Origin of the sequence: Kocuria varians (assembly GCF_006539885.1) — a bacterium.
GTDB lineage: Bacteria > Actinomycetota > Actinomycetes > Actinomycetales > Micrococcaceae > Kocuria > Kocuria varians.
This window is the reverse complement of sequence record NZ_BJNW01000021.1, coordinates 26,310-51,272: the sequence shown is the minus strand read 5'-3', so window position 1 is coordinate 51,272 and position 24,963 is coordinate 26,310. Positions and strand designations below refer to the sequence as shown.

Genomic DNA, 24,963 nt, shown 5'->3' with positions numbered 1-24,963 from the left:
GCAACCAGGGTGCCGGCCCGCAGGTGCCGGTGGGGCGGCGTCGTCGTACCCGCCGTGATGTGCGATTCCGGTGGCGCGTCCGCGCCGCACCGGACACGCAGCGGCTCAGGCGCGCGGATCCCCTAGGGTCTCCACGTCCACGCGCTCCTTGCGCAGGGTGTCCTCCACGACCTCGGTGTGCTCCACGCGCTTCGCGACGAGCCGCACCCGCTGGTAGGGAACGCGGACGGTCTGCACCACGGGTTCGGTGCGGTAGAGGATGACCTCGTCCTCGCCGACCGCCAGCTCGCGGCCGTCCAGGAAGGCCTGGCGCTCCTCCGCGGTCACGGGGGTGCGCACCATGTCCGGCTCCTCGGCCGCCACCGTGACCTCCTGGCGCACGGGCTCCTCGACCACGTACTTGCGCAGCCGTGCGCGGCCCGCGTCCACCCGCTCGCGATTGATGACGAGGCGTTCCTCGTGGCGGACCACCGAGGCGTTTTCGCGCTCCGCGGCGTCCGCGCGGTGGGGCTCACGCGGGTCGTGCCCCGGCGTGCCGTTCTGTCGTGCCATCGTGACCTCCAGAGAGCCAGTGAGAGTGTGCGACCGAGATTATCAGCAGGGTCCCCGCCCAGCCGCCGCATGTAGCATTCTGGGGAGCCTGGCCGGCCACGGGAGGATGCGTTGATGAGTTACTCGGACGACGGCAACGGGTACTTCACCCGAGCCCTGGACGCGGAGGACCGCGGCGACCACGCGGGCGCGGAGACGGCCTACCGCCAGGCGATCGAACTGTTCCACGAGGGCGAGGGCACCGAGAGGGAGCTCGCCGCGTGCCACTACAACCTGGGGCACGTGTACGTGGTCACGGACAGGACCAGCAGGGCGGTGGCCGAGTACGGCAAGGCCCTGGAGTACTTCGCGGACCTCGAGGACAGCGGCAGGCACAAGGCCCGCGCACACCTCATCCTGGGCTCACTGCTCACGGACACCGGCGAGTTCCGTGCGGCGGAGAACCACCTGCTGGACGCCCTCGGCCAGTACCTGGACGCGCCCCACGACCCGCGGGACCAGGCGGACTGCTACGTCAACCTCGCCCGCGTCTACCGCCAGACCCGCCGGACCGCGCAGGCCGTGACCGCCTACAACCGTGCGGTGGACTTCTACCAGGAGGACCCGGACTCCTGCCGGGACCGCTCGGACTGCTTCACCGAGCTCGGCTCCCTCTACGAGAGCAGCGGGCGCATGGACGAGTCCGCGGCCGCGTTCGCGGAGGCCGCCCGGCTGCGCCGCGCCGCCGAGCAGCAGGGCGGTGCCGCGTGAGCACTCCTCTGATCTACGGCTGCATGAACCTGGGCGGGGCGTGGGGCCAGGACAGGATTACCACCGAGACCGTCGACGCCGCCCGCGAGGCCGTCCACGCCGCCCACCGCGCGGGGATCCGGCTCTTCGACCACGCGGACATCTACGTCTCCGGGGACTCCGAGACCGTGTTCGGGCAGATCCTCGCGGAGGACGAGCTGCTCAGCCACTCGGTGCAGATCCAGACCAAGTGCGGGATCCGGCTGCCGGGCAACAACGCCGCGCCGGGCACCCCCGCGCACTACCGCCTGGACCGGGACTCGATCCGTTCCTCCCTGGACGCGTCCCTGCGCCGGCTGGGTGTGGACCGCGTGGAGCGGCTCCTCCTGCACCGCCCGGACCCCCTCACACCGCTGAGCGAGACGGCGCACGCCGTGGACGAGCTCTACCGCGAGGGTGTGATCGGCTCGCTGGGGCTGTCCAACATGACCTCCCAGCACGTGGCCGTGATGCAGCAGCTCGCGACCGTTCCCCTGACCGCCGTGCAGATGCAGATGAGCCTCGCGCACCGGGACTTCGTGGAGGGCCAGGTGCTCGCCAACCACCCCGAGGGTGCCGGCACCACCTTCCCCCAGGGACTGCTCGCGCACTGCGTGGCGGACGGCATCGAGATCCAGGCGTGGGGTGCGCTGGCCGGCGGGGCGTACTCCCATGAGCCCGTTGGCGCGGTTGCGCCGGGCAATGGCTTCCGGGCCCCCGTCTCCGAGGGCGCATCCGTGAGCGACGCCGGTGACGCCGGGGAGAAGCCCGCGGCCACCGCGGCAGGTTCGCCCGACGACGACGCCGCGGGGCCCTCCGCGGGCGACGACGCGGCGTCGGCCTCTCCCCGCGAGCGCACGAGTGCCCTGGTCCGGGAGCTGGCGCGGCGCATGGAGGTGCCGCCGGAGGCCGTGGTCGTGGGGTGGCTGCTGCGCCACCCGTACGGCATCCGGCCGGTGGTCGGCACGCGTGACCCGCGGCGGATCGCCGCGTGCGCGGAGGCCCCGCGCGCGGCCGCGCTGATGAGCCACGAGGACTGGTACGCGCTGTGGACCGCGGCGCGCGGGCACCCGCTGCCCTGAGCTCCGCAACGACGCCGCGGCCGGTCTCCAGCGCCGGGAATTCACGGCGCACTGTCACCCAATGGTGACCGAACGGTGCTTGATTGTCCCCACCCCCGGGGATATTTTCATGCGTGAAGTACCCGCGGTGGGCTGCCGCGACGCCAACAGGAAGACAGACACCATGGAGCACCTCTGGCTCACTCCCGTGCCCGGGCACGCCGCGCACCACCCGGAGGACTTCGGGTTCCGCACCGACCTCGGGGTGCTCGACGCCCCCGCCTCCCGGACGCTACGCATCGACGACGCCACGGACGTGGAGCTGCGCGTGGCACCGGGTCGGCACCAGTGCGTGATCAGCCACGACGGTGAGCAGTGGATCGAGACGGTGGGCGTCTTCGACGAGGGGGCCTCGGCGCTGCCGGTGCTGCGCAGCCTGGCCCACCCCACGCCGTTCGCGTCCCACGTGGAGACTGGGTGCACCGTCACCGAGCACTCCCCGCGCGGACTGCGCAAGGAGCTGCGGCGGCTGTGGGAGACCCTGGAGAACACACCCCTCGCACTGGCCGTGCAGGACCCGGACGAGCCCGCCGCAGTGACCGCCGCCGCGTGCCACGTGGACACGGACTCCGGCGTGCTCATGTGGCGGACGTGGCGGGTGCTGCCGGAGACCGGGTTCGTCGTGCGCACGCGCGCGGAGCTGCGTCTCGCCGCGACCGCCCGCGCCGCCGCCTGAGAGCGGGCGGCCAGGGCCGCGCCGCGGCGTCGCCCTCCGCCCAAGCCAGGGATTCCCGCGGCAGGCCAGGCAACCCAGGGCTGCGACGTCGCCGTCCCCCCACCCCGTTCGGGGCGGTTGGCGCACCGCCGGTCAGAACGGCGAAGGCGCGGTGTAGGGCTCCAGGAGTTCCCGCTGCTCGCGCGTGATGCGCAGCACCGTGCGGGTGGCCGGGACGAACAGCGCGAGCTGCGTCTGGGCGCGGACCACCGGGGCGCCGTCGTCGGAGTCGAGGATCTCGAAGCCCAGCACCAGGGTGGCGGCCTTCGCCGAGACCACCCACACGCGCACGTCCACGGGGACGTTGCGGTACTCGAGCGGGCGCAGGTACTTCACGCGGTGCTCCGCGATCAGCGCCTGGGTGCCCTCCGGAAGCACGGAGAACAGTGGGATCTGCGCCGGGGCCACCTGCTCGCCCGTGCCCACAGGGACGCCGAACGCCGCGATCCGCGCCTCCTCCAGCACCCGGATGACCTCCACGTTGTTCACGTGGCCGTACGGGTCCATGTCCCCCCACCGCAGCGGCACCTGGCACACCACCGCGCGGTCGAGATACTCGTTCGAACGCATGCACTGTCTCCTTGCTGGGGGTTCACCCGGTCACCACGCGGAACCGGCGTCCGCGCTGCCACTGGGTGAGATGATATCCGCGGCGCACCCGCCGATCGTCCCCCCGCGGAAGGAACCCCTTGACAGAAACGGCACCCGGTCAGGCCCCCGCTGCGAGGCGCCGGTGGCCCCTGGTGGTGGCTCTCGCCGTCGTCGTCCTGCTCGTCTCCTGGCTCGCGGTGTGCCACGTGGCGCTCGACGAACCCCGCCTGGACGCACCCCGCGCCTCGGACGCCGTGTTCGTGCTGGGCCCCCCTGACTCCACGCGCGTGGCGGAGGCGGAGGACCTGGTGTACCACCAGCACATCGCCAAGACCCTGGTGATCTCCGTTCCGGACTCCGAGCCCTACGACTCCCCCGAGACCGTGGCCTACTACGACGCGCGCAAGTTCTGCGAGCCGCACGAGGGCGTGGAGGTCATCTGCTTCAAGCCGAACCCCTCCACCACCCAGGGTGAGGCGATCGAGCTGCGCAAGCTCGCCGAGGAACGCGGCTGGAACACGGTCACCGCGGTGACGTTCACGCAGCACATCACGCGCTCCCGCATGATCCTCTCCCGCTGCTACGCGGGCGAGCTGCGCATGTCCTCCGTGGACTTCCAGCTCAGCGGAAAGGCCCTGCTGATGCAGTACGTGCACCAGAGCGCCGGCTTCGTGAAGGCGTGGCTCACCCCCGGCTGCGACCAGCAGCTGCCGGGGAACCCCAAGTCCACCTCCTGAGCGCGAGCCTCCTGAGCTCGAACGGGCCGTCCCCGCGGTCGCTTATGCGGGTCGGACCCCCTCCCTAGCCTGGGGAAACACTTCTTCCCCGAGGTCTCGAGAGGACCGTTCCATGCCCAGGTCGCCCCGATGATGGGCCCCAGCCACGCCGCCTGCGGAGCCGCCGCGTGGGTGGCACTCACCGGCACGTACACCGTCCAGCTGGCAGACGTCAGCCTTCCAATGGGCCTCGGCCTGATGCCCGTGGGCAACGCCGGGGTCATCACCGGCGCCCTGATCTGCGCCGGCGCGGCACTACTGCCGGACCTCGACCACCCCGGCGGCACCGTGGCCCGCTCGCTGCCGCCGCTGTCCGGGTGGATCGCGAAGGCCACGAGCGCCGTCTCGGGCGGGCACCGCAGGGCCACGCACTCCCTGCTGGGACTCGCGCTGATCGTGCTGCTCGCCGTGCTCTCCCAGCGCGCCTCCCTGCCCGTGGGGGACGCTCTGCGCTGGCACGCGCTCTCCGGGGCCGACGACGCCGCCGCCCCGGTCCCGGACGCCGCGGCGTCGCTGCCGGGGCAGGTGTGGCCGCTCGCCGCGGTGCTCTCCGTGCTGCTCATCGCGTGCGCCGTGAAGGTGCTCGCGTTCGTCCCGGACCGGCTGGCCCACGCGAACTGGGTCGTGGGCATCCTACTCGGGGCGTTCGTGGCCACCCATCCCCCGGAGGACCCGCGCTGGTTCGTGGTCGCGGTGGGGCTCGGCTGCGCGGTGCACATGCTCGGGGACCTCCTCACCACCCAGGGCATCCACCTGCTGTGGCCCCTGCGGATCCCTCTGCCGCTGCCCACCACGTTCTACCGGCGCAGCGCGTTCGTGCGCTTTCCCGTGCTCGGCAACGCAGGCTCGGCGCGGGAGATCGCGTTCGTCGTGCCCGTGACCCTCTACGCCCTCGCCGGCCTCTTCTGCGCCGCCATCTCCTGGGCCGGACTCACCGTGAGCGTGTGAGGGGAGCGCGATTCGCCAAAGCGGGCGGGCGTCGGGTATTGTTTTCGACGTTGCTCGCAGGCGCACGCCGAGCGGGACAACGAGCGCGAGTGGCGGAATAGGCAGACGCGCACGGTTCAGGTCCGTGTGCCCGAGAGGGCGTGGGGGTTCAACTCCCCCCTCGCGCACCGTCAGGAAATCCCGTTCGACCGGTTGGTCGGGCGGGATTTTCGCATGTCCGGGGCGCACCCACCGGAGGTCCCTCTGTCCTGCAGCCGTCTCCCCGGTGCCTCCGCACCGGGCGAGGAGCCACGGCCCCGACCCGGCGACGTCGCCCCTCGAACCCGGGCCGACCTCACTCCCCGCCGGGCTCCACCCCGCCCACCCGCGCGAAGAGCGGCAGCAGGCGGTTCTGGAAGTGGGTCTGCAGCACGACGACGCTGCGGGTCCGGTTCACGGCGCCGGTGCCGGCCACCGCGTCGAGCACGCGCTGGAGGTCGTCGTTGGAGCGGGCGACCACCCGCACCATGACGTCGTGGTCCCCGGAGACGGTGTACATCTCCACGATCTCCGGGATCTCCTTCAGCGCGGTCCCCACGGCGATGTGCCCCACGCCCTGCGCAATCTCGATGGAGACGATCGCCATCACCGGGTAGCCGAACCGCGCCGGATCCAGCATGGGGCCCGTGGACTCGATCACCCCGGCGGCCTTGAGCTTGTCCAGCCGTGACTGCACGGTGGGCCGCGCGACGCCCAGCTCACGGGAGGCCGCCAGCACCCCGATGCCGTCCTCCCGGCTGAAGAGCTCGACGATCCGCACGTCCAACTCGTCGATCTTCATTCCAGCCCCTCGCGCTCACGCCGTTCATGAGTGACACTTTGTACAGCGACCCGTCGGTAGGCCTGTCCGGAACGTGCATTCTGTGCCGTACGGCCTTGAATGGTTGTCACCCCCGGAGACCTGTGCCACTGTGACTCCGACCACAATGCCGTGAAGGAGTCAACCGTGACAACTCAGCACCCCGAGGGCTCGCAGCAGCCCGCCGTGTCCCTGCGGCCCGCACTGCGTTCCCTGCCGCCCTACAAGCCGGGGAAGTCCGCCGCGGGCTCGGACGTCCTGCAGTACAAGCTCTCGTCCAACGAGAACCCCTATCCGCCGCTGCCGTCCGTACTGGACGCCGTGAACCAGATGTCCCCGGAGATGAACCTCTACCCGGACATGACGTGCCGCGCGGTCACCGAGGCCGTCGCCGCCCGCTGGGACGTGGCGCCGTCGTCCGTGAGCTTCGGCAGCGGGTCCGTGGAGGTCGCCTCGCAGATCATCCGCTCCGTGTGCGACGAGGGGGACGAGGTCGTCTTCGCGTGGCGCTCCTTCGAGGCGTACCCGATCCTGGCCGGCCTGGCCGGTGCCACCGCGGTGAAGGTGCCGCTGACCGAGGACGAGCGCCACGACCTGCCCGCGATGGCCGCCGCGATCACCGAGCGCACCAAGGTGGTGCTCGTGTGCACGCCCAACAACCCCACCGGAACCTCCGTGACCGCTGACGAGCTGCACGCGTTCATGGCGCAGGTGCCGAGCAACGTGCTCGTGGTGGTGGACGAGGCCTACGTGCACTTCAACGTGGCCCCGGACGCCGCCCGCGGCATCGACTTCTTCCACGAGTACCCCAACGTGGTGGTGCTCCACACGTTCTCCAAGGCGTACGGCCTGGCCGGGCTGCGGATCGGCTACGCGATCGCGCCGGAGTACATCAGTGCCGCCCTGCGCGCCGTCGCCATCCCGTTCGGCGTGACCAACCTGGCCCAGCAGGCCGCCCTCGCGAGCCTCGCCGCGGAGACGGAGATCGAGGAGCGCATCACCGCGCTGATCGAGCAGCGCGACCACGTGCACCAGCAGCTGCTCGCGCAGGGCTGGGAGCTGCCCGAGTCCCAGGCGAACTTCGTGTGGCTGCGCACCGGCGCCCAGACCGTGCAGGCGGAGGAGACCCTCTCGCGCCACGGCGTGATCGCCCGTGCGTTCCCGGACGAGGGCATCCGCGTCAGCATCGGGTCCCCCGCGGCCAACCAGGCCTTCCTGGTGGCGGCGCAGGACGCCCTCGAGACCCTGCGGGCGGCGTCGTCGTCCCGGATCGGGGGCTGAACCATGAGCACCACCCGTCAGACCCCGGAGGTCTCCACCAGCACCGTGCGCGGACTCAAGCCCCGCCAGCTCACCATGATGGGACTGGGCGGCGCGATCGGCGCGGGCCTGTTCCTGGGCAGCGGCAAGGGCGTGGCCGTGGCCGGCCCCGCGATCCTGCTCTCCTACGTGGTGGCCGGCGCGCTGGTCATCCTGGTCATGTGGATGATCGGCGAGCTCTCCGCCGCGAACCCCACGAGCGGCGCGTTCTCCACGCACGCGCAGAACGCGTTCGGCCCCGTGGCCGGCTACACCGTGGGCTGGCTGTACTGGGTGCAGCTGGCCGTGGTCACCGCCGCGGAGGCCAACGGCGCGGCCACGATCCTCACCGGCATCCTGCACAACACCATGGGTGACGTCGCCGTGCCTCCCACGTGGGTGCTGAGCCTGATCTTCATGGCCCTGTTCACCACCATCAACATGTTCGCGGTGAGCAAGTACGGCGAGTTCGAGTTCTGGTTCGCCTTCATCAAGGTGGGCGTGATCCTCGCGTTCCTCGTGGTGGGCGTGCTCATGCTGATCGGCGTGATCCCCGGCCACGAGGGCGGGCTGTCCAACTTCGCGGATTTCGCCCCCACCGGCCTCGCGGGCGTGGGTGCCGGTCTGCTGATCGTGATCTTCGCGTTCGGCGGCACCGAGATCGTGGCGATCGCCGCCGGTGAGACCGCGGACCCGCAGCGCAGCGTGGCCACCGCGATCCGCACCGTGGCGTGGCGGATCTGCCTGTTCTACATCGGCTCCGTGTTCATCATCGTGGCGGTCCTCAAGCCCTCGCAGGCCGATCCGCCCGAGGGCCCGTTCGCGGCCGTGCTCAACGTGGCCGGGATGCCCGCGGCGGGCAACATCATGGCGCTGGTCGCGGTCTTCGCGCTGCTCAGTGCGCTGAACGCCAACGTCTATGCCGCTTCGCGCATGATGCACTCGCTCGCCCAGCGCAATTACGCCCCCGCCGGCATCAAGCGCACCGCGCACAACAGCGTGCCGCGCCGCGCTGTGCTGTTCACGGTCTCGTTCGGATTCGTCGCGAGCATCCTGGAGGCGCTGTTCCCCGGCAAGGTCCTGGACACGCTGCTGTCCATCGTGGGCTCCACGATCATCATCATCTGGATCTCCGTGGCGGCCTCCCAGATCACCCTGCGCCACCGCCGCGAGCGGGAGAACCCGGGCGAGCGCTCCACCACGTACAAGATGCCGCTCTTCCCGTTCCTGTCCTACCTCACGGTGGCGCTGCTGGTGGTGATCGTGGTGATCGCCATGCTCGACCCCGCCGCCCGCACGCAGCTGCTGCTCACGGTCGGCGCGACCGCGCTGATCGCCGTGACGGGGATCTTCGTGACGCGCCGCACCAGGCAGCCCGCGACCGTCCACGCCGAGCTCGACGACGCCGCCGCTGACGCGCCCGCCGCTTCCGAGCAGGAGCAGGAGAGGGACCGATGAGCAGCCACGACACTGTCTCCACCTCCGCCCGGGACACCGCCGACGACGACGCCGCGCCCCGCGAGCTCACGGCCGGCCAGGCCGCGGTAGCCGGGCTGGTGCGGGAGGGTGTGGACACCGTCTTCGGCATCCCCGGCGTGCAGACGTACGAGCTGTTCGAGTCCCTGCGCAACGAGCCGGGCATCGAGGTGATCGGCGCCCGCCACGAGCAGGCGTGCGCGTACATGGCCCTCGGCTACGCGCAGTCCACCGGGCGCCCCGGGGTGTTCAGCGTCGTGCCGGGCCCGGGCGTCCTCAACGCGAGCGCCGGGATGCTCACCTCGCTCGCCACGAGCACGCCCACGGTGTGCCTCACGAGCGAGATCCCCACGGAGTTCATGGGCCGCGGCATGGGCCACCTGCACGAGATGCCGGACCAGCAGGCCACGGTGTCCTCGTTCACCAAGTGGGCGCGGACGGTGACCGACCCCGCAGAGGTCCCGGGCGCCGTCGCCGAGGCGTTCTCGGAGGCCACGGGCGGGCGGCCCGGCCCCGCCGTCGTCGCCATCCCGTGGGACGTGCTCACCCGCACGGCCCCCATGCCCCCGGTGGAGATCACCCCCGCCGAGGCGCGCGGCGCGGACGACGACGCCGTGGCGCGCGCCGTCCGCGCCCTCGCCGGGGCGCGCCACCCCATGATCATGGTGGGCAGCGGCGCCCGGAACGCCCGCGAGGGGATCCTGGAGCTCGCGCAGATGCTGCACGCGCCGGTGGTCTCCCTGCGCGGCGGGCGCGGAATCGTCCGTGACGACCACCCGCTGGGCTTCTCCAGCGCGGCGGGCTTCGAGCGGTGGGCGGACACGGACGTGCTGCTCGCGGTGGGCACCCGGCAGGAGCTCGTGTGGTTCCGCTGGCCGGACACCCCCGAGGACCTGGTCACCGTGAACGTGGACGTGGACCCGGCCCAGCAGCAGCGGCTCGAACCGACCGTGGGGCTGACCGGGGACTCGCGCCTGGTGGTCGAGCAGCTGCTCACCGCGCTGCAGGACACGGCGCCCCGGGCCTCACGCCACGAGGAGCTCGCCGCGGCGAAGGAGAAGGCGCGGCGCGAGATCGCCGAGCTGAAGCCCCACGCCGACTACCTGGGCGCCATCCAGGACGTGCTCCCCCGGGACGGGTACTTCGTGGAGGAGGTCTCGCAGATCGGCTTCGCGTCCTACTTCGCGTTCGACGTCTTCGAGCCCCGCCACTTCATCACGTGCGGGTACCAGGGCAACCTGGGCTACGGCTTCCCCACGGCCCTGGGTGTGCAGGCCGCCCACCGCGACAGCGTGGTGGTCTCCGTGACCGGCGACGGCGGGTTCATGTACGGCGTGCAGGAGCTCGCGACGGCCGTGCAGCACGGACTCAACGTCATCACGGTGGTCTTCGACAACGGCGCGTTCGGCAACGTGCAGGCGGACCAGGTGCGCATCTACGGCCACGGCTCCGCGACCGAGCTGCGCAACCCGGACTTCGTGAGCATGGCGGAGTCCTTCGGGGCCCTCGGACTGCGTGCCACCACCCCGGAGGAACTGCGCTCCGCGATGGCCGAGGCGGTCGCCGCGAAGCGCCCCACGGTCATCACGGTCCCCATGCCGCTCTCGCTCGAGCAGAGTCCGTGGCGCTTCATCATGCCGGCGAGCCGGGCGAAGGCGGCGGAGCCGGAGCGGGACTGAGGGTGGCGTCGTCCCCCCTCGCACATCTGAGGCGCGACATGCCCGTTGGGAGACGGTCCCGGTGGGCATGTCGCGCCTGAGATTCTGCCGCGGGTCGCGGAGCGGTCCCGGCGGGCGACGACGGAGCTCGCTCAGCCCTTCGCCACCGTTACCTTCCCGGTGGCTCGGTGCCAGGTGGCCACCCACCCGTTCGAGAACTTCTGCGCCACGCCCCCGTTCACGGTGTACTCCTCCGTAGTGGGGAAGCCCCAGCCGTGCTCGTGACCGGCCTTCTGCCACGCGGTCCCGATGCCGCCACTGAGTTTCACCGCGTGGGTGCCCGTGCGCGGGGAGTAGATTGCCCGGAAACGCGCGGTGCCCCGGTGGAAGTCCTGGTACGCGCCGTTGGCGAGGGCCCGTTCGGCGATCACCGGGTACCCCCACCCGCGCTCCAGGTCTGCGGCGCGGTAGGCGTTGCCGATGCCCGTGCCCCACCGCACCGGATGCGCTCCCGTCTGCGGGCTCCAGTAGTAGGTGCAGTTCTTCGTGAAACCCTGGTACACGCCGCCGTGCACCCCCGTGGGCTTCTCCGCCGAGGTGGGCTGGCCGTACGTCGCGGCCCCGCCGGTGGCAAGGTAGTCCGCCCGGATGGCGCCGCGCAGCAGGGAGGAGGGGGACGACGTCGCCGGGGCGGGCGGCAGCGTCGCCAGACCCTTCGAGATCAGGCCCACGATGTCGTAGTCGTCGTGGCTGAGCCCCGGCAGCGTGGTCAGGCGGGTACGGGTGAAACCATCCCGGACGTAGCGCTGCCTGCCCTGGGCCGCGGTGGCGGACGCGGACCACGTGGCCGGGGTGGTGCTGCCCGCCACGTCCTTCGACCCGACGAGCCAAGTCAGCGACAGCGAACGGACGGCGGCGCTCGGCGCGGTCTGCATGCCGTCGGACCCGCCCCCGCCGATGATCGTGGCACCGCCGCCCTGGAGCCAGCCCTGACGGTCCGCGAGCAGCTCGTAGGTGAGGAACTCCGCCCCGCCCGAGTAGCCGGCCAACCAGGTGCGGGAGGCGTCCAGACCGTAGTTCGATGTGAGACCGGCCTGGAGGGCGCGGAACCAGTCGCCGTTGCCGTCGGCCTCCTCCCACCAGGTCACGCCGTTGCCGGACGTGTCCGTGTCCGGGGAGATCGGAACCACCAGGACCATGTTCTTCTTTCGGGCCTCCGCCGCCATGGCCGTGAGGTGCGTGCCCCCGGGGTTGTGGACCCAGGTCTCCTTGACGCTGGTGTAGTCGCCACCCAGGTAGTACAGCACTCCCACGGCCTTGGAACGGTCGAGGCCGTCCGCATAGACGTGATACGTGGAGGTCTTCCCCGCGCCGGTGAAGGAGCGGTGGTAGCCGGTGGTGGGCAGCGCCGCTGCTCTGGGGGCCGTTACCTGAGGCATGCGGGCCGACGACGCCGAGGCACCCGTCTGCACGGCCCTCGCCTGGGCGGTGCTGGCCTGGGAGGCGCCCTTCTGGAGGGTGCCCAGGTGGGCCGTGGTGCTCGGGGCGGTGCCCGCCGTTGCAGGGCTCATCAGTGCGGGGCCGATCAGAACGGGGACGAGAGCCGTCGCGGCACTCAGGACGAGGGCCGCCGCGGGCACGGCGAGATGACGTGAGAAATGCATGGGGGGGTGCTTTCTGAGGGGGGATGTGCAGTTGTCCCGCGCCCGGTCAGCTCGGTTCCGGGCACGGCAGTGGCCGCGCATGCGGGGGAGGAATGCCTGGCCAGAGCCCGATCATTCCAGTCGAGGGCACCGCGCGCACGGAGACCCTCCGGGCAGCACCCTGAATCTGAGGAGTGGAACTGCCCTCCAGAGCGGCCTCCCGGAGGGCTTGCCTACTCCTCGGACTGTGCAGCTGAATGGGCACGACGGCGCGGGCCGGGGTGCCGACGATGCAGTGTCACCGCGCCCGGTCGGCTTCGCAGGCCCGCCACGATCCGGGCGAGCTCCTCCGTCTCCGCGTCCGAGACCCTCACGTCCAGCTCCCGTACGAGGCCGACCACTCGGTCCACCCCGAGTTCCTCGTGCGACCTCCGCTCCCCCGGCCACCGCACGGTCACCCCGCCCTCGGTGACGGTCACGTGCCCCTGCGGGGTGTGGCGCATGACCATGAGGCGCTGGCGGAAGACGGAGTCCTCGCCGGTGGAGGTCATCAGGTGGCCCATCCGGACGTCTGCCGGGTGCACCGTGGACTCGTCCAGCACATGCTCCATCTCCCCGTCACGGTTGAGGGAACACAGCGGCCAGCCCTCGTCCGGAACCCGGCCCACGGAGAAGGTACGGTCCCCCTCCACGCGGCGAGCGCCGTCGTCGAGGGCAATGGGGCCGGTGATGCTGAAGCCGAACCCGGGATCGCACAGGTACCGGGCGCCGTCGAGGTCCACGAGGACCGTCATGTGGGTGCGCGCACTCTGCAGCGAACGGACCCGGCCCAGCGCGCGGCGCACCGTGAAGCCGAGCGTCTGCAGTGCTGCGGAGAAGAGCTGCGAGTGCTCGAAGCAGTACCCGCCACGGCGGCGCACCACGACCTGGTCGAACACGGTGGCCGGCTCCACGCCCGGGTGCTCACCCAGCAGCACCTCCACGTTGCTGAACGGAAAGGTGGACACGTGGGCGCGGTGCAGATGTTCGAGCAGGTCAAGGTTCGGCGGCGCCGCGGGTTCCACCCCGAGCGCGGCCAGGTAGGCCGGCACGTCCACGGTGTCGATCTGCCACTCCTGGGCGGTCGCGTGGGTCATGCGGTCCCTCCGTGTCGACGGGCGTGGCGACGCGTCAAAGGCGGACGGTGCTCAGTCGGTACGGTCCGCCGCGGTCGAGCCGCCCTCGGCGCTCCCGGCCCCCGGGGCCCGTGACTCCGGGGTGCTGCGGTCCGAAACGTCACCGCCCGGGGCACCGTCGTCCGGGGTGCTGCGATCCGAGGTGTCGGCAACCGTGCCTGCCGGCGACGCCGCGCGCTCAGCTGCGGCTGCGTCACCGTCCTGAGCCGCGGCGTCGTCGTCCGTGCCTTCCCCGTGCTTCTTCCCGAACGGCAGCACATGGACGATACCCACGATCACGCAGCCCCAGATGACCCCGAGCACCAGCGCGAAGAACGTCTCCACGATCCACGCGAACGCCGGACCCACGCCCGCCACGTGGTGGACGGACTCTCCGAGGTGGTGCACCCAGTCGTAGACGGGCGTGAAGCCGAGATCGTTCATGCCCGTGAGGATGATGTGCCCGCCTACCCACAGCATGGCGAAGACGCCCACCACGGAGATGACCTGCAGCACCGCAGGCATGGCCTTGACCAGTCCGCGGCCGAACTTCTGAGCCCCCTCGGAGTCCTTCTTCGCGAGCGCCAGCCCGATGTCGTCCATCTTCACGATCACCGCCACCACCCCGTAGACGAGGATCGTGATGAAGATGGCCACCGCAACGAGGATCAGGGTGCGGGAGAGCAGCGGCTCGTGGGAGACCTCGTTCAGGGAGATGACCATGATCTCCGAGCTGAGGATGAGGTCCGTGCGGACGGCGCCGGAGACGATCTTCTTCTCGGCGTCCGGGCCGCGGTTCGCCGCCGGCTCTTCCTCTGCGTGCTTGTTGGGGGAGAAGCGCTCGATGACCTTCTCTGCGCCCTCAAAGCAGAGATATGTCCCGCCGAGCATGAGCAGCGGCGTGAGCAGCCACGGCGCGAACTGGCTCAGCAGCAGGGCCACGGGCAGGATGACGAGCAGCTTGTTGCGCAGCGAGCCGATCGTGATCTTCTTGATGATCGGCAGCTCGCGTTTGGGGCTCACGCCCTCCACGAACCGGGGTGCCACGGCGGTGTCGTCGACGACGACGCCCGCGGCCTTCGCGCTCGCCCGCCCGGTGGCACCGGCGACGTCGTCCAGGCTCGCCGCCGTCAGCTTCGCCAGTGCCGCGATGTCGTCCAGCAGTGCGGCCAGTCCAGCGGCCATCCGCTTCCCTCTTCCAGGTCGTCCACCAAGGATGTGTTCGGAACAAGACTAGAGGGTGCAGAGGACGACCAGTGGCTCGCGGTGGTGGTTCCCAGGGCGCGCAGCCGAGAACTGCCCCGTTCGTCCGGTTCCCCGCTCACCCCCTGGCCACCTCCAGCACCGCCACCAGGAAGTCCCCGCCCTCGCGCCACGGGCGCGTCCGCGCGAATTTGCTTTGGCGATCAGTATGGTGGGTTTAATTTTGCAGAGACCCCGCCCCGGTGCTCCAAGCCCGCGGTCCCGGTGAAACAAACTCACCCAACAGCCCCACGGAGGCCCCCATGGATTTCACCGAACGTCTGTCGGCTCTGGCCAACAAGGTCGCGCAGCAAAAGGCGTCCCTGGAAACGGAGGAAGCGACCAAGAACGCCTTCGTCATGCCCTTCATCTCCACGATCCTCGGCTACGACGTCTTCGATCCGTCCGAGGTGGTTCCTGAGTTCACCGCTGACGTGGGGGTGAAGAAGGGCGAGAAGATTGACTATGCGATCGTCCAGGACGGGCAGATCCAGATGCTCATCGAGTGCAAGCACGTAGGTGCCCCCCTCTCCCTGGAGCACGCCTCCCAGCTGTACCGGTACTTCGCGGTGACAAACGCCCGCATCGCGATCCTCACCAACGGAGCGAAGTACCACTTCTATACGGATCTCGACGCTCCCAACCGCATGGACGCGAAGCCCTTCCTGGTCCTGGACCTGCTCGACATCGACACCACAGTGATCCCGGAGCTGCAGAAACTCAGCAAGACCGAGTTCGACCTCGACTCCATCATCAATGCGGCTGGCGAATTGAAGTACGTGGGGGAGATCAAGCGGGCAATCGCCGCGGAGTTCCGGGACCCCTCCGTCGACTGGATCAGGTTCTTCACGAACCGGGTCTACGAAGGCTCGTTCACCCAGAAGACCCGCGACCAGTTCACCCCGTTGGTCGTCAAGGCCTCGCAGCAGTTCCTCAACGAGCAGGTCAACAACCGCCTGACGACCGCGCTCGGGGCCAGCTCCGTTGCGCCGGTCTTCCCCCAGGACGACGATGCCGCGGTGGAACTCGCCAGTCAGCCCGAGGCGGAGAAGGACCTGCAGGAAAGCGAAGACGGGATCATCACCACCGCCGAAGAACTCACGGCCTTCAACATTGTGCGAGCGATCGTGTGCAACCAGGTGGACATCTCTCGCGTCTCGTACCGGGATGCCAAGAGCTACTGCGCCATCCTCCTGGACGACAACAACCGCAAGACGATCGCTCGGCTGCACTTCAACCGCAGCCAGAAATACGTGGGCATCCTCGACGAGAACAAAGCCGAGACCCGCCACGCGGTGGATGCTCCTGAGCAGATCTACGGCCTCAGCGACACACTCCGCGCCACTGTGGATCGCCTCCTGTCCTGACTCTCGGCCGGAAAGCGTTCCCTCTCCGCAGAGCGCGGGGAGGGAACGCTCTCTTTCATGCTGTTCTGGACACTCCCAGCACCGCCACCAGGAAGTCCCCGCCCTCGCGCCACGGGCGCAGGTCCCAGCTGCCCAGGGTGACCTCAGGGGTGAGACCAGCCGCGGCGGCGTCGTCGAAGAACACGGACACCGGGTAGCCGCGGCCCGTCCCGAAGCCCACGACCGCTCGACCCTCCGGAGCCAGGTGCGCGCGGAAACCGCGCAGCACGTCCCGGCGGGTGCTCTCGGCGAGGAACGTGACCACGTTGCCCGCGCACACGATCGCGTCGAAGGGCGCACCGAGGTCGAGGTCCGGGAGGGTTGCCAGGTCGGCCACCTCGTAGCGCGGACCGGGGTGGTCCTGCTTCGCTGCGGCGATCAGGGCGGGGTCTACGTCCACGCCGGTGACGTGGTGCCCCACCCCATGCAGGTACCCGGCGAGCCTGCCCGGGCCGCAGCCGGCGTCCAGGACGCGGGCGCCGCGCGGCAGCATCGCGTCCACCAGCCGAGCCTCCCCCACGATGTCCTGCCCCTCAGCCGCCATCGTCCGGAACCGCTCCACGTACCACTGCGAGTGCCCGGGGTTGCGCTCCACCTGTGCCATCCACTTGCTCTGTTCCACCATGGGGCCAGGGTAGGCCGGGAACCCACATGAGGGCAGTCGCAGGCCACGACGCGTAGATCCCAAAGAAATTACATATGCATATTTATTGTTGGATCTGTGCACGGTCTGTGCCACCCCTCGTCACCCCGAAAGGCCCCCCGTGAAGCGTCTGTCCTACCTCGTCATTGTCCCCGTGATGATGCTCTGCCTCGCTGGATGCAATGCAGCAAACAGCTCCAATGCCTCACCCACCACCGCTGAGGTTTCGCCCGGCGCCTCCACCGCCGAGGCCGACGCGACCTCGCCGACGTCCGAGCGCGGGAACCTCCAGAAGAAGTTTGGGGAGTCCGCAGGCATCACAGTCGAAGGGCAGAACGGTGAATCCGAACCCGTCATTGAGTTCACCGTGAAGTCAGTCGACATGGACACCCAGTGCACCAGCCCCGTGGCCATGCCTGCCGAGAACGGGCATCTTGTGACCGTGAACGTCGAGGCGGAGACAGGACCCGCCGAATCTTTCAAGGAGGCGCTCTACGGCCAGGACTTCATGTTCAATCCCGCAGATTGGAAGTTCGTGGATGACAAGGGGAAAACGGCAAATTCTGTCATGACCAATCCGGTCTTCAATTGCCTGGACTCGAAGGAGCTGATCAGAGAGATGGGCCCAGCAGAACGCGCCAACGGGAAAATTGTTCTGGACCTTCCGAGCACCAAGGGAACCCTGATCTACGGGCCTTCCTTGCTAGATGGGGCATGGGAGTGGAACATCTAATCCCGAAGCCGCGGGGCCAGGTGGGCATCACCCTCAGAGCGCCGGGGCAGCTTGCCTGAGATCATGAGTGGATTCGCTCCATCTCGCACAACCGTGGCTCGCTGCATCAGCGGCATGGAACCCGCTTCACGAAGGAGCCCCCATGACCGTCCTGCTCGCCGCGCTGGCCGCGGTCCTCGTGGGCACGGTGCTGCAGCGCGTCTCCGGCACCGGGGTGGGGCTAGTGGTGGCCCCGGTGCTGTCCCTGCTCATGGGTCCGGGCGCCGGCGTGCTCGCCACCAACGCCGCGACCACATGCTCCGGGTTCCTCATCACGCTCTCGGTGCGCCGGCTCGTGGAGTGGCGCCATGCGGCGGTGCTGGTGACCTCCGCACTGCCAGGCATCGTGGCGGGCGCACTCGTGGTGCGCTGGGTGCCGAGCGCCTGGCTGCAGGTCGCGGTGGGCGCCGTGGTGCTCGCGGCGCTGACCATCACCCGCTTCTCCCCCGCCACCCCGCGTGCCTCCCGCCGGGCCGCGGTGGTCCCGGCCGGTCTGATCGGCGGGTTCTTCAACTCCACCGCGGGTGTCGCCGCGCCCGCCATGGTCGTCTACTCGCGCGTGACGCGCTGGGACCAGGTGCGCTTTGCGGCCACCATGCAGCCCGTGTTCATGAGCATGGGCATCCTCTCCACCGTGTCCAAGCTCGCCGCCGGGGTGCACTTCACGCTTCCTGTCCCAGCCCTCGCCGCCCTCGCGGCGCTGGTGGCCACCGTCCTCGCGGGCATCGTCGCCGGGACCTGGCTCGCCCAGCACCTTTCGAAGGCGACGGCTCAGAAACTGGCGATGGCGCTCGCCGCCGCCGGCGGCGTCGTCGTCCTGGTCCGTGGGGCGGCCACCCTGCTCCTCGGCTGAAGCGCCCGTCGCGCCGCGGATGCGCGTCGTGACGCGCACGTCTCCCACGCGCGATCCTGCCCACAGGCAAGGCGTTTCTGTGAACAACCTGGGTACGATGGCCGTTCTTCCCACCGGGCCCCGGAACGGCCCACGACCACCCGAGAGTTGGACCGGATGCCCCCTGACGCCCCCAGCCCGCAGACCACTGTCGCGGACACCGCCACTGCCAGGACCATGTCGCCGCTCACGCGGTGGATGGCCGCTCCGTCGCCCGCCCCGCGCCTTCCCGAGGACGAGGTCCAGCGGCGCTATCCCCGGCTGCGACTGCAAGTGTTCATCGGGATCTTCCTGGGCTACGCGGGCTTCTACCTGATCCGCAACAACATCTCGCTGATCGCTCCGCTGCTGCTGGACCAGGGCAGGATCAACACCGTGGGCATCGGCATCATCGGCAACGCCGTGCTGCTGGCCTATGGGTTCTCCAAGTTCTTCTCCGCAACCATCTCGGACCGTTCCAATGCCCGGTACTTCCTGCCGATTGGCCTGGCGCTGTCCGCGGTGGCCAACCTGGTGGTGGCGTTCGTCCCCGCCGTCTCCGCCTCGGTGGCCCTGTTCGCCACGGTGATGTTCCTCAACGGCTGGGTGCAGGGCATGGGCTGGCCGCCGTGCGGCCGCGTGCTCGTGCACTGGTTCTCCACGAACGAGCGCGGCTGGAAGACCGCCATCTGGAACACCGCGCACAACGTGGGCGGCATGGGCGTGGGGGCGCTGGCCGCGCTCGGCCTGGCCATCACCGGTGACTCGTGGCAGTCCGCGTTCTGGGTTCCCGCGATCGGCGCCCTGGTGGTGGCCGTGATCGCGTTCGTGCTGGTTCGGGACCGCCCGGAGGCCGTGGGCCTGCCCCCGATCGAGGAGTACCGCAACGACCCCGCGAAGGTCGAGGCGGACACCAGCGAGCTCGAGGGCGCCTCCTACTGGAGCATCATCGTCAAGCACGTGCTGCTCAACCCCACCATGGTCTACCTGGCCCTGGCGAACGTGTTCATCTACTCGCTGCGCTACGGCGTGCTGAGCTGGGCGCCCACGTACCTGGCGGAGCACCACGGCATGTCCCTTGCCCAGGGCATCGCGGGCTTCTCCCTCTTCGAGCTCGCCGGCATCTTCGGCACGCTCGCGTGCGGCTGGGTCTCCGACAAGGTCTTCCACGGCAACCGCAGCTGGACCGGCATCACGTTCATGGTGGGTGTGGGCGTGTTCCTGGTCGCCTACTGGCTGGCCCCCGTGGGCACCCCGTACTGGCTGCTCATGGTGTTCCTGTTCTTCATCGGCGCGTTCATCTACGGCCCCGTGATGCTGATCGGCCTGCAGGCGCTGGACATGTCCGCCCGCAACGTGGCCGGCACCGCCGCCGGGTTCACGGGCCTGTTCGGCTACGTCTTCGGCGCGACCCTCGCCTCCACGGGCGTGGGGTGGGTGGTGCACCAGTACGGCTGGGGCATGACCTACGGCCTGCTCACGCTGTCCGTGGTGCTCACCATCGTGCTGCTGCTCTTCGTGCTGCCGCGCGAGAAGCGCCTGATGGCCCACCACCGGGACGTCAGCTCCGCGGAGTAGGCACGGCGGGTGCGTGACGCACCCACCCGATGAACGGCGATGGCCGGGGCGGATTGCCCCGGCCATCGCCGTTTGTCCGCCTCCGCGCGGAGAGAGGCGCGTGCGGTCCGGGCTCCTGCGGGTCGGCCGCCAGGGGCCCGGCGTGGCCGCCCTCGATTCCCGGCCGCGCGGCGTCGTCGTCCCGGGATCAGCGGCCGACGACGCCGCCCGCGGCCACCGCGTCCAGGTCCCGGACCTCGTGGCGCCGTCCGTAGACCATCACGCCCAGGCACAGGGCCGCGATCACGGCACCCGAGCAGAACAGCCAGGGGTAGCTCGTGAGGCTGGAGACCAGCGCGAGGACCATGGGGACGAAGAACCCCAGGTAGGTCACCGAGTAGTAGACCGCGGTCAGCCCGGCGAGGTCGTCCGGGCGGGCGATCCGCTGCACCTCCTGCAGCCCGGACACCAGGCACAGCCCGTAGCCGCAGCCCAGGATCGCGGAGGTGAGCAGCACGACCGCGATGTTCAGCGTGGCCGACGCCAGCACCGCCGCGAGCATCCCCAGGATCACCGCGACCATGCCCACGGCCAGGGACCGGATGGAGCCGTCCCGGTCCAGGCGCTTGCCCAGGGGCTGGATCACGAACCCGCAGCCCAGGCCCACCAGGCACATCAGTCCCGAGAACGCGATGCCGTAGCTCGGACCCACCACGTCCGCGGTGAGCGCGGGCAGGATGGCGTACGCGGAGGCCGCGCAGCCGAAGACCCAGGGGGCGGAGGGGGCGACGACGAACCAGAACCGGTGCTGCCGCGCGGCCGGGATCTTCAGGTCCGTCAGCAGCGGCCCGGGGTTCTGCGCCGCGGGCCGGGTCTCCGGGGCACCCATCACCAGGAGCACGGCGGGCACGCAGATCACGAGGTTGATGACGTAGGGCAGCACGGTCTGCAGCGGGGCGAACTGCGCGAGCGCCGCCGCGACCGCCGCACCGAGCGCGAAGCCCGCGGTCAGGGACAGGGAGGCCCGGCGCGCAGCGGAGACCCGCTCGGGGTGCTCCTCGTGGGGCCGCTCCGAGAGCTCCTTGATCCACGAGGTGCCCACGGCCATGCCGAGGCCCAGGGCCAGCCCGGAGAAGACACGGCCCACGAAGAGCATGAGCAGGCTCTCCGCGCCCACGGCCAGCATGATGCTGCCCACCATCGCCAGGACGGGCGCGGGGATCATCAGGGCCCGGCGGCCGCGGCGGTCGGACAGCGGTCCACCGATCAGCAGGGCGGGCACGATGCCCAGGACGTATGACGCAAGAAGCATGTCCACGGCCACCTGGTCGTAGCCCTCCACCGAGCGGTACATCACCAGCAGCGGGGTGAACTCGTTGCCTCCCCAGGCCACCGCGAACAGCGCGGAACTGGCTCTCATCCAGGGTTTGACTCTCATGACACGATCCCCTCGTACACACGGTGCAGATGTTGTTGAAGCAGTTCTTCGAGCCGTAGCGCATCCCGTTCCCGGACGGCGCGCAGGATCTCCTCGTGCTGCTCGAGGATTCCCTCGGGGCGGTCCCCCGCGCTGCGCACGGCCGTGGCGATCAGCCGGATCTGGCGGTCGCGCAGGCCGCGGTAGAAGCCGCTGAGCAGGCTGTTGCCGGCGGCGTCCACGATCGCGGTGTGGAACGCGGTGTCCAGCTCCTCGAACCGCGGGGTCCCCGCGGCGGCGCGCTGCTGGTCCAGGAGGTCCTCCAGGACCCCCGGCAGGGCCGGGTCGCGCAGGGCCGAGGCCGCGCTCGCGCACTCCACCACACGGCGGGCCTCGAGCACCTCCCGCGACTCGTGCGGCCCCACGGGCACCACGAGCGCCCCGCGCTTCGGGTAGAGGCGCATGAGCCCCTCCACCTGCAGCCGCAGGAAGGCCTCGCGCACCGGGGTGCGGGAGACGCCGAGCTCGGCGGCCACGGCTCCCTCGGAGAGCAGCTGGCCGTCCAGGGCACCGGTGAGGATGCGGGCCTTGACCTGCTGGTAGGCGTCGTCGGCGGCGTTGGGGGCCATGTCCCTCCAGGGAGTCACGGGGCGGTCGTGCGGAGAACGGGCCCGGCTCCGGTGTCGGGATGACGACGCCGGGGCCCTGCGCCGGGTGCGCGGCCCGAGGTCGTCGGGCGCCGGCGTCCCGGCCGGACGCACATAGATACTAGATGCATACTAGGAGTCGCCGTGCGCGACCGCAAAGTGGCGGTCCGGATCAGTGCTGCATCTCGTACAGGTGCCGCGCCCGCACCCGGGCCTCGTGGCGCACCGCCGCCGCGGGACTCACCAGGCGGAAGCTCGCGAAGCCCAGGAGGGCCGCGATGGTGTGCCCGATCGGCGCCCAGGAGACCTCCAGCGCCAGGGACACCGCGATCCACCCGAAGATCGCCGCGATCCACAGCACGCGGCGTCGTCCCTCGGACCCGTAGGTCGCCAGGGCCGCGAGCGCGAAGAAGCCGTAGCTCGCACCCACGTCGATCCGGGTGGGGGCCAGCCCCGGCAGGGACGGTTCCGGGCCCACCCACAGCTGCAGCAGCGCCACCGCGACCGTGGCGCCCACGTGCCCCACCGCGACACCTCCGAGCACGCGCCGCCACCGGAACCGCCGCTCCAGCGGGGCCACGACCAGGCTGAACGCGATCCACCACACGGGCAGCTCCAGCGGCGTGACGTACATGGAGCTGCGCAGCAGCACGTCAGCGGGTGCGTGCTCAGCTGTGGCAGGGTGGTGGACTGCTCCGCCAGGAACGCCGCCCGCAGGTGCGGGCTGGAGTTGCTCAGCAGCCACGTGGTGAATGTGAGCATCACCAGGTACACGTAGGTCAGCGGGGCGTGCCGCACCCGGTCGCGGATGGGCTCACCGTGGCGCAGCCACCACCGCCCGATCCTGCGGAATCCCGGCCAGCCGTGCTCCACCGCGTAGAGGCCCACCACGGCGAGGACGACGAGCGCGAGAGTGATCATCCTGAAAGTATGCGCCAGTCCCGGGCCCCCGCCTCCCGGAGCATGCGTCGGACGAACGTGGCATCGTTGCCCCGGAACCGTTCAGCCACCTTCGGAAGGAACCGCATGAAGACCACACACACCCCGGCCGCCACAACCAGCGCGGCGCCGTCGCGGACGGCGGGCCAGGGCGCCGTCACGACGACGCCGCTCGCCTCCACCACGGAGCGGCTCGCGTGAGCGGCGGGACGGCAGGACCCACCCCGCTCGTCGTGGTGATGGGCGTGTCCGGCTCCGGGAAGACGACCATCGGCACGCTGGTGGCGCACGAGCTGGGCGTGGAGTTCGTGGACGGGGACAGCCTGCACCCCCTCGAGAACGTGGAGAAGATGGCGGCGGGCACCCCGCTGGACGACGAGGACCGTGCGCCCTGGCTCGAGATCGTGGGGCGCACGCTGCACGAGCACGGCGAGCGCGGGGACGGCATCGTGGTCGCGTGCTCCGCCCTGAAGCGCATGTACCGGGACCAGATCCGTTCGCAGGCACCCGGTGCGCTGTTCCTGCACCTGAACGGGTCCCTGGAGGTGCTGACGCGGCGCATCGAGGGCCGCAGCGGGCACTTCATGCCGGCCACCCTGCTGCAGTCGCAGATCGACACGCTCGAACCGCTCACGGCGGACGAGCGCGGCTACGTGCTGGACATCGACCAGCCCGTGGCGGACATGGTGCGCGAGGCCGTCACGCACCTGGCCGAGCTCGCGGCGGCTCGGCGCTGAGCACACGCCGGATTCAGGCCCGGCGCAGCAGCACCGCGGCCTCGTAGTGCCCGGTGTGGGGGAACATGTCGAAGAGCCGCGCCTCCACGGGCGCGAGCGACGGCATCAGGGCGAGGTCGCGGGCCAGGGTCTTGGCGTTGCACGAGGAGTAGACCACGTGGCGCACGGAGGACTCCTCCAGCCACGCGCACAGTGGGGCGTCCAGACCGCGGCGCGGCGGGTTCACGACCACGAGGTCCGGGGTGCCGCTGAGCTCGGCGGGGACGGCCGCGGCGTCGTCGGCCACGAAGCGCACGGAGCCCGGACCCCGCTCCGGCAGACCCATCGCGCGGGCGGTGTCCTGCGCCGACGCCACGGCCTCCGGGGAGATCTCGGTGCCGACCACCGTGCGGGTGGGCCCGGCGGCGTGCAGCGCGAAGCCGCCCACGCCGCAGTAGAGGTCCCAGACCGTGGCCGGGTCCGCGGCGTCCACCCAGTCGCGGACCTGCGCGTAGAGCCGCTCCGTGACCGCGGTGTTGGTCTGGAAGAAGGACCGCGGCCGGACGCGCAGCCCGATCCCGTTGACCTCGACCACCAGCTCCTCCTGCTCGGTGAGCAGGATCTCCCGCGGGCCCTCGAGCACGGCCTTGTGCTCGGGCTGGAGGTTCACGGAGACCACGTCCGCGGCGGGCACGAGCTCCCGCAGCAGGTCCGTGTTCTCGCGGATCTTGGGGAGCTGCCGCTCGCTGCGCAGCACGAAGCGGACCATGAGCCGCCCGCGCGGATCACCGGTCACGATCACGTGCTTGAGCTCGCCGCGGCGCTTGGCGACGTCGTACGGCAGCAGCCGCACCCGGGTCACGAACTCGGCGAGCCCGTGGATCGCGAGCGTCACCGGTTCGGGGTAGAGCGGGCAGTCCCGCAGGTCCACCCCGGCACCGCGGTCCAGGATGCCCAGGGTCGGGGCGCCGACCGTACCGGCGACGACCATCTTCGCCTTGTTGCGGAACCCGGACTCCGCGGACGCCACCGGGGTCAGCCAGCGCGGTGCACCCAGGGGGTCCACGAGGTCCCGCACGAGCTGCTGCTTGCGTGCGAGCTGCTGGTCGTAGGGCACCTCGATGACCGTGCACGAGTGGCACAGGTCCCGCTCGTAGTATCCGCATTCCACCCGCCCGAGTGTACGGCGGCCCGCACGACGACGCCGCGCCGCC

General features: G+C 70.5%; 23 protein-coding genes, 1 tRNA gene and 1 pseudogene. 14 read left to right on the top strand and 11 right to left on the bottom strand.

Going from position 1 to position 24,963, the window contains the following annotated elements; translation table 11 throughout:
- Positions 1-105: 105 nt before the first annotated feature.
- Complete coding sequence (locus tag KVA01_RS10930; RefSeq protein ID WP_141270274.1) at positions 106-552, bottom strand: YsnF/AvaK domain-containing protein; 447 nt, start codon at positions 550-552, stop codon at positions 106-108.
- A gap of 114 nt (positions 553-666) precedes the next feature.
- Here KVA01_RS10930 and KVA01_RS10925 point away from each other — a divergent pair, with 114 nt between their 5' ends.
- The 3 genes from KVA01_RS10925 to KVA01_RS10915 all read left to right on the top strand — a co-directional run bounded on the left by KVA01_RS10925 (position 667) and on the right by KVA01_RS10915 (position 3,117).
- A complete protein-coding gene (locus KVA01_RS10925) occupies positions 667-1,302 on the top strand; it encodes a tetratricopeptide repeat protein (protein ID WP_068468263.1) in 636 nt (211 codons plus the stop codon).
- The gene (locus tag KVA01_RS10920) at positions 1,299-2,402 is read left to right on the top strand and encodes an aldo/keto reductase (protein ID WP_141270272.1); all 1,104 of its coding nucleotides are present in this window, start codon (positions 1,299-1,301) and stop codon (positions 2,400-2,402) included. The genes KVA01_RS10925 and KVA01_RS10920 overlap by 4 nt, the downstream gene beginning before the upstream one ends.
- A gap of 109 nt (positions 2,403-2,511) precedes the next feature.
- Positions 2,512-3,117 carry a DUF2617 family protein gene (locus KVA01_RS10915; protein WP_233438865.1) on the top strand — a complete coding sequence of 202 codons (606 nt, stop codon included), beginning with the start codon at positions 2,512-2,514 and terminating at the stop codon, positions 3,115-3,117.
- Positions 3,118-3,249: 132 nt separating this feature from the next.
- On the opposite strand, the gene KVA01_RS10910 is transcribed toward KVA01_RS10915, so the two are convergent.
- Positions 3,250-3,726: an acyl-CoA thioesterase gene (locus KVA01_RS10910; protein WP_068468259.1), complete on the bottom strand. Its 477-nt coding sequence runs from the start codon at positions 3,724-3,726 to the stop codon at positions 3,250-3,252.
- A gap of 119 nt (positions 3,727-3,845) precedes the next feature.
- Here KVA01_RS10910 and KVA01_RS10905 point away from each other — a divergent pair, with 119 nt between their 5' ends.
- The 3 genes from KVA01_RS10905 to KVA01_RS10895 all read left to right on the top strand — a co-directional run bounded on the left by KVA01_RS10905 (position 3,846) and on the right by KVA01_RS10895 (position 5,638).
- Entirely contained in the window at positions 3,846-4,484 is a 639-nt protein-coding gene (locus KVA01_RS10905; RefSeq protein WP_231860581.1) for a YdcF family protein, read from the top strand.
- A 129-nt stretch (positions 4,485-4,613) separates the two neighbouring features.
- Positions 4,614-5,471, top strand: a complete 858-nt coding sequence (locus KVA01_RS10900) for a metal-dependent hydrolase (RefSeq protein ID WP_141270270.1) — start codon at positions 4,614-4,616, stop codon at positions 5,469-5,471.
- Between the two features lie 83 nt (positions 5,472-5,554).
- Positions 5,555-5,638 (top strand) — tRNA-Leu (locus KVA01_RS10895).
- A gap of 167 nt (positions 5,639-5,805) precedes the next feature.
- Here the strand turns inward: KVA01_RS10895 and KVA01_RS10890 are convergent.
- Positions 5,806-6,291, bottom strand: a complete 486-nt coding sequence (locus tag KVA01_RS10890) for an Lrp/AsnC family transcriptional regulator (RefSeq protein WP_068468253.1) — start codon at positions 6,289-6,291, stop codon at positions 5,806-5,808.
- A gap of 165 nt (positions 6,292-6,456) precedes the next feature.
- On the opposite strand from KVA01_RS10890, the gene hisC reads away from it, so the two are divergent.
- Genes hisC through KVA01_RS10875 form a run of 3 tightly spaced genes read left to right on the top strand, consistent with a single transcriptional unit; the run spans position 6,457 to position 10,763 of the window.
- Entirely contained in the window at positions 6,457-7,590 is a 1,134-nt protein-coding gene (gene hisC / locus KVA01_RS10885) for a histidinol-phosphate transaminase (protein WP_233438863.1), read from the top strand.
- Positions 7,591-7,593: 3 nt separating this feature from the next.
- Positions 7,594-9,066 carry an amino acid permease gene (locus KVA01_RS10880; protein ID WP_141270266.1) on the top strand — a complete coding sequence of 491 codons (1,473 nt, stop codon included), beginning with the start codon at positions 7,594-7,596 and terminating at the stop codon, positions 9,064-9,066.
- Positions 9,063-10,763, top strand: coding sequence for a thiamine pyrophosphate-dependent enzyme (locus KVA01_RS10875; protein ID WP_141270264.1), 1,701 nt, complete (start codon positions 9,063-9,065; stop codon positions 10,761-10,763). The genes KVA01_RS10880 and KVA01_RS10875 overlap by 4 nt, the downstream gene beginning before the upstream one ends.
- Positions 10,764-10,894: 131 nt before the next feature.
- On the opposite strand, the gene KVA01_RS10870 is transcribed toward KVA01_RS10875, so the two are convergent.
- The 3 genes from KVA01_RS10870 to KVA01_RS10860 all read right to left on the bottom strand — a co-directional run bounded on the left by KVA01_RS10870 (position 10,895) and on the right by KVA01_RS10860 (position 14,724).
- Entirely contained in the window at positions 10,895-12,406 is a 1,512-nt protein-coding gene (locus KVA01_RS10870; RefSeq protein WP_233438862.1) for an LGFP repeat-containing protein, read from the bottom strand.
- A 212-nt stretch (positions 12,407-12,618) separates the two neighbouring features.
- Positions 12,619-13,521 carry an arylamine N-acetyltransferase family protein gene (locus tag KVA01_RS10865; protein ID WP_068468250.1) on the bottom strand — a complete coding sequence of 301 codons (903 nt, stop codon included), beginning with the start codon at positions 13,519-13,521 and terminating at the stop codon, positions 12,619-12,621.
- Positions 13,522-13,572: 51 nt separating this feature from the next.
- Entirely contained in the window at positions 13,573-14,724 is a 1,152-nt protein-coding gene (locus KVA01_RS10860; protein ID WP_218023611.1) for a DUF808 domain-containing protein, read from the bottom strand.
- A 320-nt stretch (positions 14,725-15,044) separates the two neighbouring features.
- On the opposite strand from KVA01_RS10860, the gene KVA01_RS10855 reads away from it, so the two are divergent.
- Positions 15,045-16,148, top strand: a complete 1,104-nt coding sequence (locus KVA01_RS10855; protein ID WP_141270262.1) for a type I restriction endonuclease — start codon at positions 15,045-15,047, stop codon at positions 16,146-16,148.
- Between the two features lie 55 nt (positions 16,149-16,203).
- Here the strand turns inward: KVA01_RS10855 and KVA01_RS10850 are convergent, their stop codons facing one another.
- Positions 16,204-16,812, bottom strand: a complete 609-nt coding sequence (locus tag KVA01_RS10850) for a class I SAM-dependent methyltransferase (RefSeq protein ID WP_068468245.1) — start codon at positions 16,810-16,812, stop codon at positions 16,204-16,206.
- Between the two features lie 139 nt (positions 16,813-16,951).
- Between KVA01_RS10850 and KVA01_RS10845 the strand changes: the two genes are divergently transcribed.
- The 3 genes from KVA01_RS10845 (at position 16,952) to KVA01_RS10835 (ending at position 20,051) form a co-directional block, all read left to right on the top strand.
- Entirely contained in the window at positions 16,952-17,563 is a 612-nt protein-coding gene (locus KVA01_RS10845) for a hypothetical protein (RefSeq protein ID WP_068468242.1), read from the top strand.
- A gap of 142 nt (positions 17,564-17,705) precedes the next feature.
- On the top strand, positions 17,706-18,455 hold the full coding sequence (locus KVA01_RS10840; RefSeq protein ID WP_068468240.1) for a sulfite exporter TauE/SafE family protein: 750 nt from the start codon (positions 17,706-17,708) through the stop codon (positions 18,453-18,455).
- Positions 18,456-18,692: 237 nt separating this feature from the next.
- Positions 18,693-20,051: an MFS transporter gene (locus KVA01_RS10835; protein WP_197461442.1), complete on the top strand. Its 1,359-nt coding sequence runs from the start codon at positions 18,693-18,695 to the stop codon at positions 20,049-20,051.
- Positions 20,052-20,238: 187 nt separating this feature from the next.
- Here the strand turns inward: KVA01_RS10835 and KVA01_RS10830 are convergent, their stop codons facing one another.
- The 3 genes and pseudogenes from KVA01_RS10830 to KVA01_RS10820 form a co-directional block, all read right to left on the bottom strand.
- A complete protein-coding gene (locus KVA01_RS10830) occupies positions 20,239-21,450 on the bottom strand; it encodes an MFS transporter (RefSeq protein ID WP_233438861.1) in 1,212 nt (403 codons plus the stop codon).
- A gap of 14 nt (positions 21,451-21,464) precedes the next feature.
- Positions 21,465-22,076, bottom strand: coding sequence for a GntR family transcriptional regulator (locus KVA01_RS10825; protein ID WP_141270258.1), 612 nt, complete (start codon positions 22,074-22,076; stop codon positions 21,465-21,467).
- Between the two features lie 190 nt (positions 22,077-22,266).
- Positions 22,267-22,856, bottom strand: a pseudogene (locus KVA01_RS10820) (rhomboid-like protein).
- Positions 22,857-23,230: 374 nt separating this feature from the next.
- Here KVA01_RS10820 and KVA01_RS10815 point away from each other — a divergent pair.
- Positions 23,231-23,770, top strand: coding sequence for a gluconokinase (locus KVA01_RS10815; RefSeq protein WP_233438859.1), 540 nt, complete (start codon positions 23,231-23,233; stop codon positions 23,768-23,770).
- Positions 23,771-23,783: 13 nt separating this feature from the next.
- On the opposite strand, the gene rlmC is transcribed toward KVA01_RS10815, so the two are convergent.
- Complete coding sequence (gene rlmC / locus KVA01_RS10810; protein ID WP_068468232.1) at positions 23,784-24,920, bottom strand: 23S rRNA (uracil(747)-C(5))-methyltransferase RlmC; 1,137 nt, start codon at positions 24,918-24,920, stop codon at positions 23,784-23,786.
- Positions 24,921-24,963: the final 43 nt, after the last annotated feature.